Source organism: Holtiella tumoricola, from assembly GCF_027857615.1.
Taxonomy (GTDB): domain Bacteria; phylum Bacillota; class Clostridia; order Lachnospirales; family Cellulosilyticaceae; genus Holtiella; species Holtiella tumoricola.
The window spans coordinates 17,650-37,197 of sequence record NZ_JAQIFT010000025.1; the positions used below are offsets into that span (position 1 = coordinate 17,650).

Annotated in this window: 18 protein-coding genes and 1 riboswitch; of the genes, 13 read left to right on the plus strand and 5 right to left on the minus strand. The window is 32.9% G+C overall.

Going from position 1 to position 19,548, the window contains the following annotated elements:
* The first annotated feature begins 14 nt into the window (after positions 1–14).
* The 3 genes from groL to PBV87_RS06050 all read left to right on the plus strand — a co-directional run bounded on the left by groL (position 15) and on the right by PBV87_RS06050 (position 3,386).
* Positions 15–1,652, plus strand: a complete 1,638-nt coding sequence (gene groL / locus PBV87_RS06040) for a chaperonin GroEL (protein ID WP_053984902.1) — start codon at positions 15–17, stop codon at positions 1,650–1,652.
* A gap of 187 nt (positions 1,653–1,839) precedes the next feature.
* On the plus strand, positions 1,840–2,187 hold the full coding sequence (locus tag PBV87_RS06045) for a hypothetical protein (RefSeq protein WP_271011511.1): 348 nt from the start codon (positions 1,840–1,842) through the stop codon (positions 2,185–2,187).
* An 80-nt stretch (positions 2,188–2,267) separates the two neighbouring features.
* On the plus strand, positions 2,268–3,386 hold the full coding sequence (locus tag PBV87_RS06050; RefSeq protein WP_082238787.1) for a helix-turn-helix transcriptional regulator: 1,119 nt from the start codon (positions 2,268–2,270) through the stop codon (positions 3,384–3,386).
* A 126-nt stretch (positions 3,387–3,512) separates the two neighbouring features.
* Here the strand turns inward: PBV87_RS06050 and PBV87_RS06055 are convergent, their stop codons facing one another.
* Positions 3,513–4,373, minus strand: coding sequence for an undecaprenyl-diphosphate phosphatase (locus tag PBV87_RS06055; RefSeq protein ID WP_053984900.1), 861 nt, complete (start codon positions 4,371–4,373; stop codon positions 3,513–3,515).
* Positions 4,374–4,400: 27 nt separating this feature from the next.
* Positions 4,401–6,437 (minus strand): PAS domain-containing sensor histidine kinase, encoded by a 2,037-nt coding sequence (locus PBV87_RS06060; RefSeq protein WP_053984899.1) that lies wholly within the window; start codon positions 6,435–6,437, stop codon positions 4,401–4,403.
* 208 nt (positions 6,438–6,645) lie between these two features.
* On the opposite strand from PBV87_RS06060, the gene PBV87_RS06065 reads away from it, so the two are divergent.
* From PBV87_RS06065 to PBV87_RS06110, 10 genes are all read left to right on the plus strand, one after another.
* Complete coding sequence (locus tag PBV87_RS06065; RefSeq protein ID WP_053984898.1) at positions 6,646–7,158, plus strand: hypothetical protein; 513 nt, start codon at positions 6,646–6,648, stop codon at positions 7,156–7,158.
* A gap of 141 nt (positions 7,159–7,299) precedes the next feature.
* Positions 7,300–7,400, plus strand: a riboswitch (purine riboswitch).
* Positions 7,401–7,515: 115 nt separating this feature from the next.
* Positions 7,516–8,970 (plus strand): IMP dehydrogenase, encoded by a 1,455-nt coding sequence (gene guaB, locus PBV87_RS06070; RefSeq protein ID WP_053984897.1) that lies wholly within the window; start codon positions 7,516–7,518, stop codon positions 8,968–8,970.
* Between the two features lie 103 nt (positions 8,971–9,073).
* Positions 9,074–10,615, plus strand: a complete 1,542-nt coding sequence (gene guaA / locus PBV87_RS06075; RefSeq protein ID WP_271011512.1) for a glutamine-hydrolyzing GMP synthase — start codon at positions 9,074–9,076, stop codon at positions 10,613–10,615.
* 432 nt (positions 10,616–11,047) lie between these two features.
* Entirely contained in the window at positions 11,048–11,740 is a 693-nt protein-coding gene (locus PBV87_RS06080; RefSeq protein ID WP_271011513.1) for a metallophosphoesterase, read from the plus strand.
* A 379-nt stretch (positions 11,741–12,119) separates the two neighbouring features.
* Positions 12,120–13,019: a GGDEF domain-containing protein gene (locus PBV87_RS06085; RefSeq protein WP_271011514.1), complete on the plus strand. Its 900-nt coding sequence runs from the start codon at positions 12,120–12,122 to the stop codon at positions 13,017–13,019.
* Positions 13,020–13,041: 22 nt separating this feature from the next.
* Positions 13,042–13,383, plus strand: a complete 342-nt coding sequence (locus tag PBV87_RS06090) for a DsrE family protein (protein WP_271011515.1) — start codon at positions 13,042–13,044, stop codon at positions 13,381–13,383.
* 273 nt (positions 13,384–13,656) lie between these two features.
* Positions 13,657–13,968, plus strand: a complete 312-nt coding sequence (locus PBV87_RS06095; RefSeq protein ID WP_053984873.1) for an ArsR/SmtB family transcription factor — start codon at positions 13,657–13,659, stop codon at positions 13,966–13,968.
* On the plus strand, positions 13,968–14,975 hold the full coding sequence (locus PBV87_RS06100; RefSeq protein WP_271011516.1) for a permease: 1,008 nt from the start codon (positions 13,968–13,970) through the stop codon (positions 14,973–14,975). Before PBV87_RS06095 ends, PBV87_RS06100 begins: the two co-directional genes overlap by 1 nt.
* Before the next feature lie 20 nt (positions 14,976–14,995).
* On the plus strand, positions 14,996–15,232 hold the full coding sequence (locus PBV87_RS06105) for a thioredoxin family protein (RefSeq protein WP_271011517.1): 237 nt from the start codon (positions 14,996–14,998) through the stop codon (positions 15,230–15,232).
* A complete protein-coding gene (locus PBV87_RS06110) occupies positions 15,220–15,627 on the plus strand; it encodes an arsenate reductase ArsC (protein ID WP_053984870.1) in 408 nt (135 codons plus the stop codon). Before PBV87_RS06105 ends, PBV87_RS06110 begins: the two co-directional genes overlap by 13 nt.
* 101 nt (positions 15,628–15,728) lie before the next feature.
* On the opposite strand, the gene PBV87_RS06115 is transcribed toward PBV87_RS06110, so the two are convergent.
* From PBV87_RS06115 to PBV87_RS06125, 3 genes are read right to left on the minus strand one after another with little or no spacing between them, the layout of a single operon-like run.
* A complete protein-coding gene (locus PBV87_RS06115; protein WP_271011518.1) occupies positions 15,729–16,073 on the minus strand; it encodes a YkvA family protein in 345 nt (114 codons plus the stop codon).
* 32 nt (positions 16,074–16,105) lie between these two features.
* Entirely contained in the window at positions 16,106–17,638 is a 1,533-nt protein-coding gene (locus tag PBV87_RS06120; protein WP_271011519.1) for a response regulator, read from the minus strand.
* Complete coding sequence (locus PBV87_RS06125; RefSeq protein WP_053984867.1) at positions 17,631–19,544, minus strand: cache domain-containing sensor histidine kinase; 1,914 nt, start codon at positions 19,542–19,544, stop codon at positions 17,631–17,633. Before PBV87_RS06125 ends, PBV87_RS06120 begins: the two co-directional genes overlap by 8 nt.
* Positions 19,545–19,548 lie beyond the last annotated feature (4 nt).

Consider the following 19,548-nt stretch of genomic DNA (forward strand, 5'->3'; position numbering starts at 1 on the left):
GGGAGGTACTAAAAATGGCAAAACAAATTCGTTTTGGAATGGAAGCAAGACAATCACTTCAATCAGGTGTAGATCAATTAGCGAACGCAGTAAAAGTAACACTTGGACCAAAAGGTCGTAACGTTGTATTAGATAAAACATATGGTACTCCACTTATTACAAATGATGGTGTATCTATTGCTAAAGAAATTGAGTTAGAAGACCCATTTGAAAACATTGGTGCACAACTTGTAAAAGAAGTTGCAACAAAAACAAATGACGTTGCTGGTGATGGTACAACAACAGCTACAGTACTTGCTCAAGCAATGATTACAGAAGGTCTTAAAAATATTACAGCTGGTGCAAACCCAATCATTATTCGTCGTGGTATGCAACAAGCTACAGCAAAAGCTGTAGAAGCTATCAAAGGTATGAGCCAAACAGTAAATAGCAAAACACATATTGCAAGAGTTGCTGCAATCTCTGCTGGTGATGATGAAGTAGGTAACTTAATTGCTGATGCTATGGAAAAAGTATCAAATGATGGTGTTATCACAGTAGAAGAATCAAAAACTATGACAACAGAACTTGATGTTGTAGAAGGTATGCAATTCGACCGTGGATACTTATCTGCTTACATGGTTACAGATACAGAAAAAATGGAAGCTGTAATGGAAAATCCATACATCCTTATTACAGATAAGAAAATCACAAACATCCAAGAAATTTTACCAGTTCTTGAACAAATCGTTCAATCAGGAGCAAAACTTCTTATCATTGCAGAAGATGTAGAAGGTGAAGCACTTGCTACATTAGTAGTAAACAAACTTCGTGGAACATTCAACTGTGTAGCTGTTAAAGCTCCAGGTTTTGGTGATAGAAGAAAAGAAATGCTTCAAGATATTGCAACACTTACAGGTGGTACAGTAATTTCTGAAGAAGTAGGTCTTGATCTTAAAGATGCTACAGTAGCACAACTTGGACGTGCTGCAAGCGTTAAAATTACAAAAGAAAATACAGTAATCGTAGATGGTGCTGGAAATAAAGAAGAAATCACTAATAGAGTAGGTCTTATCCGTCGTCAAATCGAAGAAACAACTTCAGATTTCGATCGTGAAAAACTTCAAGAACGCCTTGCTAAACTTGCAGGCGGTGTAGCAGTTATTAAAGTTGGTGCTGCAACAGAAACAGAAATGAAAGAAAGAAAACTTCGTATTGAAGATGCTCTTGCAGCTACACGTGCAGCTGTAGAAGAAGGTATCATTGCAGGTGGTGGTAGCACATACATCCACATCATTAAAGCAGTAGAACCACTTCTTGAAGAAACAACAGGTGATGAAAAAACTGGTGTACGTATTATCTTAAAAGCACTTGAATCACCACTTCGTCAAATCGTTGCAAATGCAGGTCTTGAAGCAGCTGTAATCATTGACAAAGTTAAAGCTTCAGAAGTAGGTGTTGGTTTCAATGCCCTTACAGAAGAATATGTTAATATGATCGATGGTGGTATCATTGACCCAACTAAAGTAACAAGAAGTGCACTTCAAAATGCAACATCTGTAGCAGCTACATTCCTTACAACAGAATGTATCGTTGCAGATATCAAATCTGATGAACCAGCTATGCCAGCAGGTGGCGGAATGCCAGGCATGGGCGGAATGGGTATGATGTAATAAAAGTAAAAGGACTGTATAATACAGTCCTTTTTTTGTGCAATCATTTAGATTAGAGAATGAGTAATTGTATAAATGATTCAGAAGTGATACCATGTGGTAAAGAAATGTTTACTATAAAATATATCTTAGGACGAATTGAGAGATAGCAAAATTATATTAGTAATATAATAAGGGGGAAGATAAAATGGTAGAATTAAGAGTATTTACACCAGATAAAGTAATAGGTGGAGATACCTATGAAATAGCCTATGCACATTCTTATCCTAAGCAACATTGGTCAAAAGACTCTTTATATTTTGCAGATGAAGAAGATGGAATAGGTGTACTTAGCCCGTATTTTGATGATATTTTTAAAGTGTATGCGTACTATGGTGATCAAAAGATAACTCTTTTAGAATGGCAAGAAATTGAGAAAAGATGTAGAGCAGATTATGAGGATAATGCATCAGTAGATAAATTCTTTACAACGATTACAGAGTGGATAGAGAAAGGGAATAGAGGGGCCGAATATTTTTGGATATTAGGAATCTGAATAAAGTGATTAATAATCACAAGTAATATCATATAAGATGAGTCTAAATTATATACAATACAGCAAAGAGGAGGGATGACATGAAAGAATTGGATATTAGGCAAATGGTGAAGTATATTGATGAACATATAACCGACCATATTTCTTTAACAAATGTTGCTCAGCATGTTAATTATTCACCTTATTATTGTTCAGTATGTTTTAAGGAGAGCATAGGAACTTCCATAAAAAGTTATATTTTAAAAAAGAGATTGCAATATGCTGCAGAATCCTTATGTAATACCAATTTAAGAATTATAGATATTGCATATCAATATGGCTACTCCTCTCAAGAAGCATTCTCAAGAGCGTTTTCAACTTTTTATGGCATCTCACCTTATGAATATAGACAAAAAAGAAGACCTATTTCTAGATACTATTCTAAGTATGTTGGAACTAATCCAGATGAAGGGATGAAAGAAAAAATGATCACTACTTATGTAATTGATAAACTTCAAGAAGACGTAGAGGCAAAGTACTCTAGTAAGGTATTACATATACTAAATGGCGGTTGTATGTTAGAACGGTTTCAAAGAGAAGGTAAAATGCGAGAAGGGTGTACATATATCTCATTTAATGAAGCCATGTGCTGGGGAGAAGCTGATGAAGTCATATTTAGTGAGGCCTTTATCAAGAATAGAGTAAGGTCTTTAAAGGGAACCAAAGAACAGTATGAAGATATTGTACTCAAACCATTAGAACCGCTATTTAAAGAGAAGTTTGATACGATAGTCTTATGGTTTGGCGACGATATGTTTTGCCAAATCAATATGTTGACAGTAATAGGTTTTTTAGAACAAATAAGTTATACAGGTGATTTGTTGCTGTGTATGGCTTGCGAAAGTATGGATGAAATATTACCAGAGGCTTATGAGCTTGAATTAGAAGGAAGTCTAGAACGATATAGAGATATAGTATGTAAGCGCAAAATGCCAGCTCTAGAGCTATTACCTGTTACCTATCAAATGGTTAAGTTATATTTAGAGTATAGGGATGAAACAAGTGAAATAAGTAGATATATTATCAAAAACATCAATAAAGATACAAAGGAATTATTAAGGGAATTGTTAACAACATTTTCTCAATATGGACTTGGAGATTTACAATATGAGATGATGATAGAAGAACTTAGACGCAAGAATATAGATACCAATAGCTAAGATGAGTAGCAGATAGTAAGAATAGTTAGAATAAATATGAGAGGCAAGAGAACACTTATAGAAAGTGTTAGCTCTTGCCTCTTTTATGGAGATGGTATTGCTTGGGGACTTATTAATATGTACTGTCTAAATAGCAAGAAGACCAAATAGACCGGCAATTAGCACAACAAATGCAAAGATAATACGATAGAAAGCAAAGTAACGCATTGGTTTCTTCTTAAGGAAGCTTAAGAAGGCATCAATGACAAGTAAGGCAACGATAAAGGATACAATAAATCCTACGCCTAAGGCTCCCCACTGACTCGCATTAAGCGGTGTAGGCATTTTAAGAAGCTTAATAAAGTGAAGAAGAGCTTGACCTACCATCACGGGAATAGCAAGGAAGAAAGAATACTCAGCAGCGGCTACAGTAGACATACCACATGCCCAACCACCAATGATAGTAGAAGCAGACCTAGACATACCAGGAATAATTGAGAGAACTTGGAAGAGTCCTACACATAATGCTTTTCCTGGTGTAACAGGTGTAGCAGATAATGGTGTAATTGTATTTCCTTTAAATTTACCTTCAGCGTAAATCATCCAGAGTGCACCAAAGAATAGGGTACAGGCTACAACAGGAGGATTAAAAAGATACTGCTGAACCATATCATCAAAAGGAAGACCAATAGCAGCTGCTGGAATACATGAAATAAGAATCATACCCCAGAAATATAATCCACTTTCAGCTAAAGGCGTTTTAGATGATGGAAAAAGGTGAGTCACAGTAGACCAAATCTTTTTCCAATAATAAACGACTACTGCAAGGATAGCACCCAATTGAATAATCATGTTGAATAAGTCTACAAAGGCTTTATCAGAGTGCTTATAGAAGTCAATAAGATTAGAAAAAATAATCAAGTGACCAGTTGAAGAAACAGGTAAAAACTCTGTAAGACCTTCTACGATTCCAAGAATGCCCGCTTTAAGCATCATTAGAAAATCCAAGTTATAACCTCCTTATGTACATGTAACTTAAGCAATATCACAGAACTCAATTTTAATGTTATGTGATGTATAAGTTGCTTGGTAAGGATAATCGATTTCTATATCCCCTAAAGTAGGAGTAGGTAGCTGAATGATAAAAGTAGTACCTTCACCTAATACACTTTCACAGTGAATAGATCCTCCCATGAGGTGGATAAGATCCCTTACTATAGATAAGCCTATGCCGCAGCTATGTTCTTTAGAACTAGTACCTTGGTCAGCAGTGATAAATCTATCAAAAATATTATCTATTTTATCAGATGCAATACCAATACCAGAATCTTTGATATGAATTTCAATGTTTTCATTTAAATCTATTATCGCAATAAATAGTTCACCATTATTAGGTGTATATTTAATGGCATTAGAAAGTAGATTGAAAATAATACGTTCAAATGCAGCAGCATCGGTACGGATAAATTTCTCGTCTAAGTCAGTATCAAAAACGTACGTAATATTTTTTTCTTGCATATACAAATAAGACATTTCACAAAGCGTTTCCACGGCATCGACTACATTAAATATTTGTGGAGCGAAATTAATCATGTTATTTTCAAGTTTGGTGACATCCAAGATATTGTTAATTAATTTGAGTAATCTAAGAGAATTGGCTTGCATCATATCAGTATAATGTAAGCATTCAGTCAATGTAGTAGCATGAGACTGCATTTGAAGTGCACTATAAATAATATTAATAGGCATCTTAATATCATGAGAAATATTAGAAAAGTAGCTTAGTTTTAAGTTTTGTTTTTCAAGAGCTTTTTCTGTTAATGCTTTTTGCTTTTTCTCTGTAATGTTACGCAAAATACATACTATATTTATAGATTCATGCAAATATGTAGTTGTAAACAAATACTCAATGTCGTAAATTTCATTATTCAAAGTAATAAGAGAGGTTTCACCTTTTAGAAGGCTACCGGGATGAGCAGGAAGTTGTTTATAGGCTTCTAACAAATCATCATCTAATTTCAAATAACTTAATAAGCTACTTCCTGTTAAATCATGTTTATTAACAGAATGGAAAAGATCTAAAGCAGCTTGATTCGTATCTAAAATTTTATCATCTATACAAAGAAGAAATGGCTCAGGAAATAAGCTTAGTATACGTTCATAATGAGTCGTTTTTGCTTTTAAATTATGTTCTAGTTGTTTAGCGTAGATAGAATATTGATAAAGTTCTTTATGTGTGTCTTCTATATCTTTTTCATGTATCTTATGTTCAGAATATAGTTCTTTAAAAGGTCTTAAAATACAGCAATCAATTTGACCAATGATAAAGAGGTAAAGTGTAGAGATTTTGAAAAGATATGGAATAATACGGGGTGCAGTTAAGGGTTCAAAATATAAGAAATCAATAAGTTCCATAATACTAGCAAGTACTAAAAAGATAATCATAATCAATTTATGCGTATATGGAAATTGGTGGCGTAAAGGAAATAAAATTTTAAAGGTTATAAAGAGTGCAACAGGTGTAAAGAGATTAGTTAGTAAATTAAAGAAAAGTGCACCTAGAGAATTTCCTTTAATAAATAGAATAAAGTTGTCTGTCATCATGGCAGGGATTGCTACAATACAAGTAAGAATAAATACTACCATGAGGTACCAACTTACCCGTTCTAATTGATCTTTACGATGTACATAATAATAGGCAAGCAATACGAGAATAAAAGCAAAGCTTAATCGCCCAGCATGATAAGTTGCCATAGATAGGTAGTAGCTATTGACTTTTACGCCTAAAATAGAAGTCAAAATAAATTGAAGTCCTTGTAATGTATTAATGGCACCATAAAATATAGATGTATATGAAAGAAATGGGTTTTGAGTGATATGTCTAGTTGAAAGTGAGTTAATAAGTAAATAGATTGCCATAACAAACATAATAAACTTACTGGTTGATATAAACAGTGCTGAATTAAAAGTATAAAGAAAAATAAGTAGTAACGTAAATGTGGTTATAATCAATAGATGTCTATGTAAATAATTATTGATAAATTGATCGTTTTCCATTGTAAATTTGGACATGACTACTCCCCTTAAAAATATTTAGATATTAAACATCTCTTATATTATAGTATAAAATTACTGATTTTACGACATTAATTTTAAAAAGTTTAAGTTTTTTAACATCTTTATTTCGACAAATTGTAAAGGCAGAGTAATTTGAAAAAAATATAAAGCTATGGTAAAATAAAATAATAAAAAACATAGTAAAATAAAAGGAGAAACAGTAATGGGTGATGTTTTTAAAGAGCAATTAGTACCGATGACAATGAGTAAAAATGATAAAGCACAAAAAGGAATTATATGGACTGTTGCAGTTTTAGTATCTTTAATTTTATTTTTTGTACTTCCTATTTTTATGGCACCAATCTTAGTTTTAGCAGTACTTTGGTTAGCAACATTTTTATCAAGTAAATTAAAAAAAGAGCATGAATATAGTTTAACTAATAATCTTTTAGATATTGATGTAATCTATAATAAAGAAAAAAGAAAACGTGTTATAGAATTAGATTTAAAAGAGATGAATGCTATGGCTAGTATTAAAGATGAACGTCACCAAGATGAACTTGCACGTGGTCAAAAAGTAATTAATGCAAGTGATGGTAATGGAACAAAAGAAACTTATGCGATTATGTACCCAAAAGATGGTCAATTACAAAAAATTCTTATTACACCAAATGAAGAAATGCTAAATCTTATGTACAAACAAGCGCCTAATAAAGTTTTTAAATATAGAGGTTAATAAAAAGAATAGTTTGAAAAATTTAAGAAAAATATGGACTAGTTGTATATAGTCCATATTTTTCTTGTATAAACTTGTTATTATTATATTAAAAAACACTACTAACATTTTTACAAAGGATATGCTATAATAGTCGATAATAAAAACAGAAACAACATTTTTCGTATATACTTGGCAATTGGGCCGAGAGTATCTACCCACTTACCGTAAATAAGTGGACTACGAGGAAGTTAATAAGGTATACTGTAGCTTATAGGGTTAACATAAGTTGCTGGTTGCCTGTACATTCCTCTAAGCACGCTGGAGGAATTTTTTTATATCGTCTATTATTACAACAAACACTAGGAGGAACTTCACATGTCAAAAATTATTAAAGAAGGCATTACATTTGATGATATTTTACTTGTACCTAATTACTCAAATGTATTACCACATCAAGTATCACTTCAAACACAGCTTACTAAAAAAATTACACTTAACGTTCCAATCATGAGTGCAGGGATGGATACTGTAACTGAAACACGTATGGCTGTTGCAATTGCTCGCCAAGGTGGAATAGGTATCATTCACAAAAATATGTCTATTAGCCAACAAGCAGAAGAAGTTGATAAAGTTAAACGTTCTGAAAATGGTGTTATTACAGATCCATTCTTCTTAACACCAGACCACTATGTATATGATGCAAATGAACTAATGGCAAAATACAGAATCTCTGGAGTTCCTATTACCGAAGGTACAAAATTAGTAGGTATTATTACAAATCGTGATTTACGTTTTGAAACAAATCATAATCGTAAAATCAAAGAAGTTATGACAAGTGAAAACCTTATTACAGCAGAGGAAGGAACAGATCTTGCAAAAGCAAAAGAAATCCTTTCAACACACCGTATCGAAAAATTACCTATTGTAGATCAAGAAGGTAACTTAAAAGGACTTATTACAATTAAAGATATTGAAAAAGCTATTCTTTATCCACAAGCAGCAAAAGATGAGCAAGGTAGACTTTTAGTTGGTGCAGCTGTTGGTGTAACAGGCGATGTTCTTGAACGTGTAGACGCTCTTGTAAAATCAAAAGTTGACGTAATTACAGTAGATACAGCTCATGGACACTCACAAGGTGTTATCAATACTGTTAAACTTATTAAATCAAAATATCCAGACCTTCAAATTATTGCAGGTAATGTAGCAACAGCAGAAGCTACAGTAGCACTTATTGAAGCAGGTGCAGACGCAGTTAAAGTAGGTATTGGACCAGGTTCAATCTGTACAACACGTGTTGTTGCAGGTGTAGGTGTTCCTCAAATCACAGCAGTAGAAGATTGTGCAAATGCAGCTAAACCTTACGGTGTACCAGTTATTGCTGATGGTGGTATCAAATATTCAGGAGATATCGTTAAAGCAATTGGTGTAGGTGCAAGCGTATGTATGATGGGATCAATGCTTGCTGGTTGTGAAGAAAGTCCAGGAGCTACAGAACTTTACCAAGGAAGAAAATACAAAGTATACCGTGGTATGGGATCTATTGCAGCTATGGAAAACGGAAGTAAAGACCGTTACTTCCAAAATGATGCGAAAAAACTCGTTCCAGAAGGTGTTGAAGGACGTGTTGCATATAAAGGTCGCGTGGCAGATACAATCTTCCAAATGATGGGTGGATTACGTGCTGGTATGGGTTATGCAGGTGCAGAGTCAATCGAAGAACTTCAAGAAAAAGCTACTTTCGTACGTATTACAAGTGCTGGTCTTAAAGAAAGCCATCCACATGATATTCATATTACAAAAGAAGCTCCAAACTACAGTGTAGAATACTAAGAAAACATAACCTAGGCACATAGGTGCCTAGGCTATAGTTTGTTAAGTAATATAAAGATATAGACAACAAGAGATTAGCACATATTCTGAGGAGGAAATAGAAATGAACCACGAGTTAGTTATCGTTTTAGACTTTGGTGGACAGTACAACCAACTTATTGCAAGACGTGTTCGCGAAAACAATGTATACTGTGAAGTACATCCTTATAACTTAAGTATTGAAAAAATCAAAGAGATGAATCCAAAAGGGATTATCTTTACAGGGGGACCAAATAGCGTATACGCCAAGGAGTCACCAATCTGTGATAAAGCGATCTTTGAACTAGGCATACCAGTACTTGGTATTTGCTACGGATCTCAGCTTACAGCACACCTTTTAGGTGGTAAAGTTGCAACAGCACCAGTAAGTGAATATGGTAAAACAGAAGTAAAAGTTGATACAACATCAAAATTATTTGAAAATGTTTCTGACTCAACAATCTGTTGGATGAGTCATACAGATTATATTGAAACAGCACCAGCAGATTTCAAAATTACTGCACACACACCAGTATGTCCAGTAGCTGCAATGGAAAATGCTGAGAAAGGGCTTTACGCAGTTCAATTCCACCCAGAAGTTATGCATACACAAGAAGGTATGACAATGCTTGCTAACTTTGTAAACAACATTTGTGGTTGCAAAGGTGACTGGAGAATGGATTCATTTGTAGAAACAACAATTGAAGCTATTCGTGAAAAAGTAGGTAACGGAAAAGCATTATGTGCATTATCAGGTGGTGTAGATTCATCTGTAGCAGCAGTTATGCTTTCAAAAGCAATTGGTAAACAGCTAACATGCGTGTTTGTAGACCATGGCTTACTTAGAAAAAATGAAGGTGATGAAGTAGAAGCAATCTTCGGACCAGAAGGTAACTATGACCTTAACTTCATCCGTGTTAATGCACAAGAAAGATTCTACGAAAAATTAAAAGGTGTAGAAGATCCAGAAACTAAGAGAAAAATCATCGGTGAAGAATTCATTCGTGTATTCGAAGAAGAAGCACAAAAAATTGGTGCAGTAGACTTCTTAGTACAAGGAACAATTTACCCAGACGTTATCGAAAGCGGTCTTGGTAAATCAGCTGTTATCAAATCACATCACAACGTAGGTGGACTTCCTGACTGTGTAGATTTCAAAGAAATCATCGAGCCACTTCGTCTTCTCTTCAAAGATGAAGTACGTAAAGCAGGACTTGAACTTGAAATTCCAGAATACTTAGTATACCGTCAACCATTCCCAGGCCCAGGTCTTGGTATCCGTATAATTGGTGAAGTAACAGCAGAAAAAGTACGCATTGTACAAGATGCAGACTGGATTTATCGTGAAGAAATCAAAAATGCAGGTATCGACAAAGAAATTGGTCAATACTTCGCAGCTCTTACAAACATGCGTTCAGTAGGTGTAATGGGTGACGAAAGAACATATGATTACGCTATCGCATTAAGAGCAGTAACAACAAGTGATTTTATGACAGCAGAATCAGCTGACCTTCCATGGGAAGTACTTGGGAAAGTAACAACAAGAATTGTAAACGAAGTTAAAGGTGTTAACCGTGTACTCTATGACTGCACAGGCAAACCACCAGCAACTATTGAGTTTGAATAGTCGCGAAAGCTACTAGCAACGCGCTGACAAAATAAAAAAGTTCCAATGAGAGCTAGCTCTCATTTGGAACTTTTTTATTTTGTCAGCATAGGGCGAAGCCTGTGCACTCAGTAATATTACATGATTTTTGTAATATTATTGAGTGTGAGCAATATGACTTTGGAAAGTATATGACGCTAGCTATCATGAGCGTAACGTAGTCTAGCGAATGGCATTACTTAATAATTGGAGAGTAAATATTTTAGGGGTTCACTCTTAAAAAATCCTTGTCTTTTAGTTTTGAGAGTATATGGATTGAACCATCACCAGTGGAAAGAAATTGATACAAGTTATGAAATAATGCATTATAAAAATTTATATGATATATTAAAGTAAATGTATTTTAAAAATATACTACAATATATAATTGCATAGTGTAAGGGGGATAAAGCCATGATTTATGTCATGAGTGATATACATGGGGAATTAGAATTATTTGAAAAAATGCTAGAAAGGATAAATTTAAAAGTAGATGATACATTATATATACTAGGGGATTTAATAGATAGAGGAGAAAAGTCTATAGAGACCCTTAAATTAGCAATGGAGCATCCCAATATAGAATTTATTATAGGTAACCATGAAGATATGATGCTTAGTCTATATACGGGAGAAGAAAAAATCTTTAATAATTGGTTAAGAGATTGTAATGGTGGGCAGGTAACATTAGAGCAATATAATAGGCTAAAAGTAGAAGAAAAAGAAAAAATTAAAGATTTTTTAACACAGGCTGTTTTATATAAATTCATAGAAGTGAATAATAGAAAGTTCTTGCTAGTACATGGTGGAATTCGTGCTTTTGGTGAGTATGAATTGGAAAAGGCTATAGATCAACAAAGTAGAAGGGATATGATTTGGATAAGGGATGAGTTTACTCAGGCCCCTTGTAGAAAAGATATAACAGTTATATTTGGTCATACTTTTACCCAGTCTCTATGTAATGAACATAAAATATGGTATAGCTATATAGAGGATGATGAAAAACAATATAATGATAAAATAGGAATTGATTGTGGATCATATGAATCTAAGAAACTTGGCTGTCTAAGATTAGATGATATGATGGAATTCTATGTAAGCAATTGAAAAAATTATTTATAAAAAACCATTTTATCACTTTAAAAAGAGCAATAAGAATATTGAGTATTAAAAAGCATAAATCTACATGGATTTATGCTTTTTAATATTTCTAGTACTTTGAAGTAATATGTATTTGGGAGGTTCAATACCATATATAATCATTTCATCATATAGATACCATAGCTTAATACTTAAAAATACAATAAGTAGGATAGAAGTAAATAATCATAAGTTGTATGCAATCGTGAGGTTTAGTATAATAAAAATAATAAGTTTATAAATAGAATACATAAATAATATAAAATGTCTAGTTCTTAACCGTTAAATATAAAGGCGTTCAGTATATAACCATAAATATGGAATTTGACTAGAGGATACTATAAAAATGATAGAAATACAAAATATAAATAAAATAAAAGAAGCAATACAATATATGGAACCGTTTTTTGATGTAGTTCGTCTTGTTGACACTAGGGAAACAAAGGTAATGTCCTTTAGGGCAAAGACAAAGAGTATAGAGAAGACACATCAATGTTATAAAATGTGGAATAAGGAAGCACGCTGTGAGAATTGTACAAGTATGAATGCTCTCTTAACAGGAAGTCCAAAAGAAAAATACGAATTTCGAGATGATGAAGTTTATCACGTTGTTTCAAGACCTGTTAAGGTAGTGGATGAAACGGGAAAGGTCCATGAGTTAATATTAGAAATTGTTAATGGAGTTGCAGATCATTCACTGTTTGAAAAGTTTGGAATGAGTGCTGAAGGAGATAAAACAATTATTGAACTTATAACAGATACCTATCGTAAGATTTATGAGGATGCGCTCACTTCAGTATACAACCGAAGATATTTAGAAGAATTCCGTTTTCTTTATCACAATAATAATGAAGTATCGAAGCAAGTAGCATTTATTATGGTAGATTTAAAGGCATTTAAGAAAATTAATGATACAATGGGACATGAAACAGGAGATCATGTATTAATAGAAGTCGCCTCTCTATTTAAGAAAAATATAAGAAGCCAAGATTCTGTTATTCGCTTAGGTGGGGATGAGTTTGTAATAGTATTAGTGAATTACCCAAAAGATCAGATTGTTTCTAAAATGAAATTACTACAGAATGAAATAAGGAAGATACCTCTTGAATCTAAGGAACAAAGTCATGTAGATATTGACTGGGGGTATACCTATACAGAAAACTTTAAAATTTCGAAGAAGTACCTAGATACAATATTAAAACAAGCTGATGATGCCATGTATATCATGAAAAAAGATCAATTATAATAAATTACTTATGGAGGGGATTATGGAGAATAATAAGCTAACAGTACTATGGGTAACAAGAGACAAAGAAGTAGCCTTGCATATGGTATTTATGTATGCTAAAAATGCAAAACTTCAAGGATGGTGGGAAGAAGTAGAAGTGATTATATGGGGGCCATCGGCTCAACTTACAGCTATAGATGAAGATATTCAGTTAGAAATTCAAATGGCTAAGCACGCAGGCGTAGAAGTACGTGCATGTGCAACATGTGCTTCTAGATATGGTGTAGAAGCAGAATTAATAAATCAAGGTATAGAGGTGATTGGAATGGGGATTCCATTGACAGAAGCTCTAAAAGCAGGAAATAAGATTTTATCAATTTAAGTAGACTATATAAAAAAATAAAGAGAATAGAGTAAGCCATCCTAAAAATAACATTTTAGGATGGCTTTTATAGAGTGCAAAAATGATTAAATTATATTATGGGATAGGATAGAAATATAGCACTTATTAGAGATACTATGTAATGATATATTTTTATTATAAACAAAGTTTTAAAGATAGATATTTTAAACATATTGACATTTATCTATATGTTGGATAATATATTGATATATAGATGGTTATCTATGTGTTTTATACACAGGAGGAATGATGATGAAATATAGTTATAGTGAGTATGTCCCTTTACTCAAAGCACTAGCTGATGAAACAAGATTGAGGATTTTAGATATGCTTTCTTGTGGTGAACTTTGTGCATGTAACCTTTTAGAAGGATTGAATATTACACAGCCAACCTTATCCTATCACATGAAGATGCTTACACAATGTGATCTTGTTCTTGCGAGAAAAGATGGGATATGGATGAAATATAAACTTAATGAAACTAAAGTGACAGAGTATAAAGAATTTATGGATGAACTATTATCACATAAAGAACAATGTAGTTGTAAGATAGAGGAGGGGTAATGGTGTTTGAATGGTTCAATGAACAGTTGCTCCAGATGAAGTGGTTATATAATTTGATACAATGGCTAGTAGAAGATGTATTTGAGTTGGATATGGCAACACGAGTAGGCGGTAGTATACACTTTTTTGTATATGATACTATAAAAATTTTTATTTTGTTAGCAGCACTAATTTTTATAATTTCTTATATTCAGAGTTATTTTCCACCCGAAAGAACTAAAAAGATTCTAGGTAGATTTAATGGTATTGCCGGGAATGTTATGGGTGCTTTATTAGGAACAGTTACTCCATTTTGTAGTTGTTCGAGTATTCCACTTTTTATAGGGTTTACACAAGCAGGATTACCAATAGGGGTGAGCTTTTCATTTTTAATATCTTCTCCATTAGTAGACTTGGCATCGGTGTTATTATTAGCCAGTATTTTTGGATGGAATATTGCCATGGCTTATGTAATCGTTGGGATTATCTTAGCTGTAGTAGGTGGAACTATTATTAGTAAGCTGAAATTAGAAAAGTACGTAGAGCCTTTTGTCTTTGAACATGTGGAAGGGAGAATAGATATTACACTCCCTACTTTGACAAAGAGAGAGAGACTAAGTTACTCCAAAGACCAAGTAAAAGAAATTTTTGTGAGAGTATGGAAGTATGTACTAATAGGTGTAGGAATAGGCGCATTAATTCATAACTGGATACCTGAATCGGTAATTTCAGCAGTTTTAGGTCAGGAGAATATCTTTTCAGTTCTTATTGCTACACTCGTAGGTGTTCCAATGTATGCGGATATTTTTGGAACCATACCTATATCAGAGGCTTTACTCTATAAGGAGGTAGGGCTAGGGACAGTTTTATCATTTATGATGGCAGTAACAGCATTATCTTTACCATCAATCATTATGCTAAAAAATGTAATCAAGCCCAAGTTACTTACTATATTTGTAGGGATTGTTGTAATAGGTATCATGATGATTGGTTATGGATTTAATGCTTTTTCATTTTTAATCATGTAAATAGGAAAGGTGATAGGGATATGAATATTAAAGTGTTTGGGGCATGTTGCTCAAAATGTACAATGATGTATGGTTATGCAGAAGAGATTATTAAAGAGCAAGGCCTTGATGCAACCCTTGATAAAGTAACAGATATTAAAGAACAAATGAAGTATGGTATCATGAGTTTGCCTGCGCTGATGGTCGATGAAAAGGTTATTTCATCAGGAAGAATGCTTTCAAAGAAAGATATGGAAAAAGCAATATGCAAAAAGTAAAAGTAGCATTTATCTGTGTACATAACTCATGTAGGTCTCAAATGGCTGAAGCACTTGGAAAACATTTAGCAAGTGATACATTTGAAAGTTATTCTGCAGGAACCCAGCTTAGAAGTCAGATTAACCAAGATGCGGTTAGAATTATGAAGCAACTTTATAATATAGATATGAATGAAACACAAAGAAGCAAACTTTTAGAAGATATACCAGAGGTAGACATTGTTATTACTATGGGGTGCAATGTACAATGCCCAAACTTACCATGTAAGCACAGAGAAGACTGGGGGCTTGATGATCCATCTGGAAAAGAAGATGCTGAATTTATTCAAACAGCAAGGATGATAGAAGAGAAAATATTAGATTTAAAGTGTAGAATGGAAGCAATTTTACGATAAATATAAGAAAATATAACCTCCTCTTAAGGGATTATCTTAAGAGGAGGTTATATTTTCTTAGTGAGTTTATATTTATTGTAGGATCTCGATGGTACAGTGTTTTAATTGAAACAAATAATATTTATAATCATTATAATTATGGATAACCATATCAGTAGAATAGGAATAGAGTAATACCACTTTTTAGGCCTCCCATTTTTCCAGATCCCCTTAGCCTCTAATTTACATCGTTCAAAGATTTCATGAGGTATGAAATGTAGCGTAAGTGTAACCAGTACAGGAAGTAAAATTAAATCATCTAGACATCCAAGAATAGGGATAAAATCTGGGATTAAATCTATGGGTGATAATGCATATCCAACAGTAATAGCTGCAAATATTTTTGCAATTATTGGCGTATCCTTATCTTTTAATGTCATCTTTATTTCCTTTCGAGAATTTAACATGGTTCGCTACAAGATTATATTAATGCCTAGTACTAGGCATCAAGTTGATGATTACAACGATAGAGTTTTGGCGTAGTACCCACAGCTTCTTTAAAGAGCTTACTAAAGTATTTTGGACTTTCATAACCTACCATTTCACTAATATCATAAATTTTGAAATGAGTTTCACGAAGAAAGTATTTAGCTTTTTCAATTCGAATATGAGTAAGATAATCTATAAAATTTTGCCCTGTTTTTTCTTTAAATAACTTACTTAAATAAATAGGATGGATAAAGAGTAGGTCTGCCAAAGTATTAAGTGTAAGATTCTCGGCGTAATGCTCATGAATATAATTTTGAGCTGTCTTAATACTATCTCCTGAGCAAGGACTTATATCTTGTATGTATTGTTTTTGATTTTCAATATAAAGTAATGTGTAATCAATAATATCCTCAATATTTTCTCTAAAGATAAGTTGTCTTAATAAATCATGAATTTCGTCATGCACCATTTCTGAATGGTGATTTTTTAAAAAGTTATGGATGAGTAGATAGAGCTCAATACAAAAGGAGTAAACAAGGTTCAATGTATCGCTGTGCTCACCAATATGTCTAATCTCTTCTATAACCAGTTGAGTAAGTGCAGAAATATCTTTGAGAAGTAAATAATGGAGTAACTTTTCTCTTAGCTCATAAGACATGACATCTTCCACATAAAGGATATTTTCAATCTCTTCAAATGCAATAATAAGAGAATTTTTTTTAATAACTTTATAGTCTAGAGCTTTACCAGCTTGAAAGTAGGCGGCATGAAAAGCATTTAAATGGGTAAAGCTTTTGCTAAGTCCTATAGTAACTAAATAAGGTAGATCCTGGGTGAAAGACTCTAGTAAGACTAGGCCAACTTCTTGAGGAAGATCGTAGATGATTAAGGTTACTTCATTAAGTGTATTATTAAAACTTATGTAGTAAGGCACTATTAAGATAGCAGAGAGTGTTTGCCTTAAGATAGATTTAGCCTTAGTCATATCCTCATCATCCATATGCTCTATTCTTATTCTAGCAACTTGAAGCATATTTGAGGTAAGGGGAATTTCTAGCTGCTTTGCAAGCAGAGGATCTATTAGTGCATTTTTACGAGTAAGATTATTCAAGAAAGTTGATTTTCTTAGTTCTATAAATTCTTCATCTTCTTGACGCTTAGTCATATCCTCCTCTAAAACTTCATTTAGACGCCTAAATGTTTCATGGAGTGTATTAAAATTAACTGGTTTTGTGAGAAAATCAAAAGTACCATATTGAAGCGCACGCCTAGCATATTCAAATTCTTCATAGCCACTAAGAATAACAGTTTTTATAGCTGGATAATCTTTGGCAAGTTGAGCAATTAGATCGAGTCCAGTTTCATATTCCATACGTATATCTGTTAAGACTACATCTACAGGATTAGACTCAATAATTTCTAGGGCTTCGGCCATAGAATGTGCAGTTCCAACAACTTGGAAATTAAGTATATTCCAATTAACATATTTAGATAGACCATTAAGGATGATATCTTCATCATCTACAATAATAAGATTAAACATGATGAGCCTCCTTTGTTTGCATAATACCGTTAAGAGGTAATTTAAGCTCTATTGTTGTTCCCTTTGAGGGACTCTCTGCAATACATAAACCATACTCAGCTCCAAAATATAGTTGGATACGCTCACATACATTATATAAGCCAATACTTGTTTGGGATGAAGTATGAATATGAGATAGATGTGTATTTATTTGATTAAGACGTTCTAATGGCATACCAACTCCGTTATCTGTAATATAGAGAAGTAACATATCAGTTGTAATATGACTTGTTACAGTAATGATTTTATTATCTAAATGGCCTTTAAACCCATGTACAATACAATTTTCTACAATAGGTTGCAAGGTAAGCTTAGGTATATAAAGATTTAAGGTATTATGGTCTAAATTATTACATAATACAACCTTAGATGTATAGCGATAGTTAATAACTTGGAGATAGCTTTCAATATGTTTTATTTCCTCGGAAATTGTAACCAGTTCTGAATGTTTAGGGATACTAAGTCGAAGAAATGCAGAAAAGGATTCAATCATTTCACTGACCTTACCATTGCCTTCTTCTAGAGCAATGACTTCCCAACGAATAATGTCTAAAGTATTATAGAGAAAGTGGGGATTAATTTGCATTTGAAGAGCATTGAGTTCGGCCTCTTTCTTTTTAAAAGCTAAATCTTTTGCTTGTATTTCAGATAAGTAGACCTTATGAATGAGATCTTGAATTTGCTTAACCATTGTATTGAAATGTTGACCAAGTATACCTATTTCATCATGATTAGTATCATTAAAGGTAGCATTAAAACTTTTACTAGGTAATTTATCTAAGGTATGTTTAAGTTTATTAAGTGGAACAGTAATACTTAGTGTTACGATATAAGCAATTAAAATAGAAATACAGATAACAATTAGCATAGATAAAAGAGTGAAGTTTCTAATACTTTTAGCATTTTTTATAAGAGCATCATAATAGGCAAGGTTAAGAATGTAAAAATCACTATTAGAAAGCTTTTCAAAGGCAACTAAGCAAGTACTATCATTTATTTCTGTATAAAAGATGCCTTCAAGCTGATCGCCTATTTCTGAAATAAGTTGTGGCACATTAGTTGGAATAGGACCTTTTAGCTTAGAGTTGATAGAAGCTAAACTACCCTGTGGACTAACCAGTACGAGATGTCCACTTCTGTTAAGTAATGATGCATTAATATCTTCAATAATCCCATTTAGATAAATATTCATTACAATGACACCTACAGAATCCTTTAAATAATAATTAGGAATAGATTGCATAAGAGAAAGTGAGTCAACTATAGGCCTATTAACTGTTTGTCTATAAAAGAGATTATCTTCTAGTGTGGTATCAAACCATATAGGATGGCCTTTAAAAGCTTTGGCCTTTGTATAATAAGATGAATTAACAAAAGTCATAGGATCTTTAAGATATCCTCCTCTTTGGCTAGAAGAATAGGAGGTTTGGGTAAATTGACCTTTTGGAGTAACAATTTGTAAGTTCAATATTTTACTATCTGAGTTGGGAATATAGGAATAAAGATAATTATTAATTGTATCTTGTATAGACTGTTGTTCATCAAATGACAAATTATCAGCTAATGAGTCAATTACAAGCTGCATAAGGTTATCATCTAGATAGAGATTATAAACTAGATTTTCATAATGCTGCATTTGTTTGGTAATAGATTGAGCTACATTATGTGTTGTATAAGATAAAAGTGTAGAGATATTGTTTTCAATTTCTTCAGTATATGTATTATAGGTAATGATGGTAATGGCTAAGGTTGGTAAAGTAATAAGGATAAGAAAAGAAATAATCAGTCTCTTGAATACATTTACTTTACGAATTTGAAAGATAAGCTTGTACATTGTAAAAGCCAATCTATTTTTGGGACTAAACATAGCT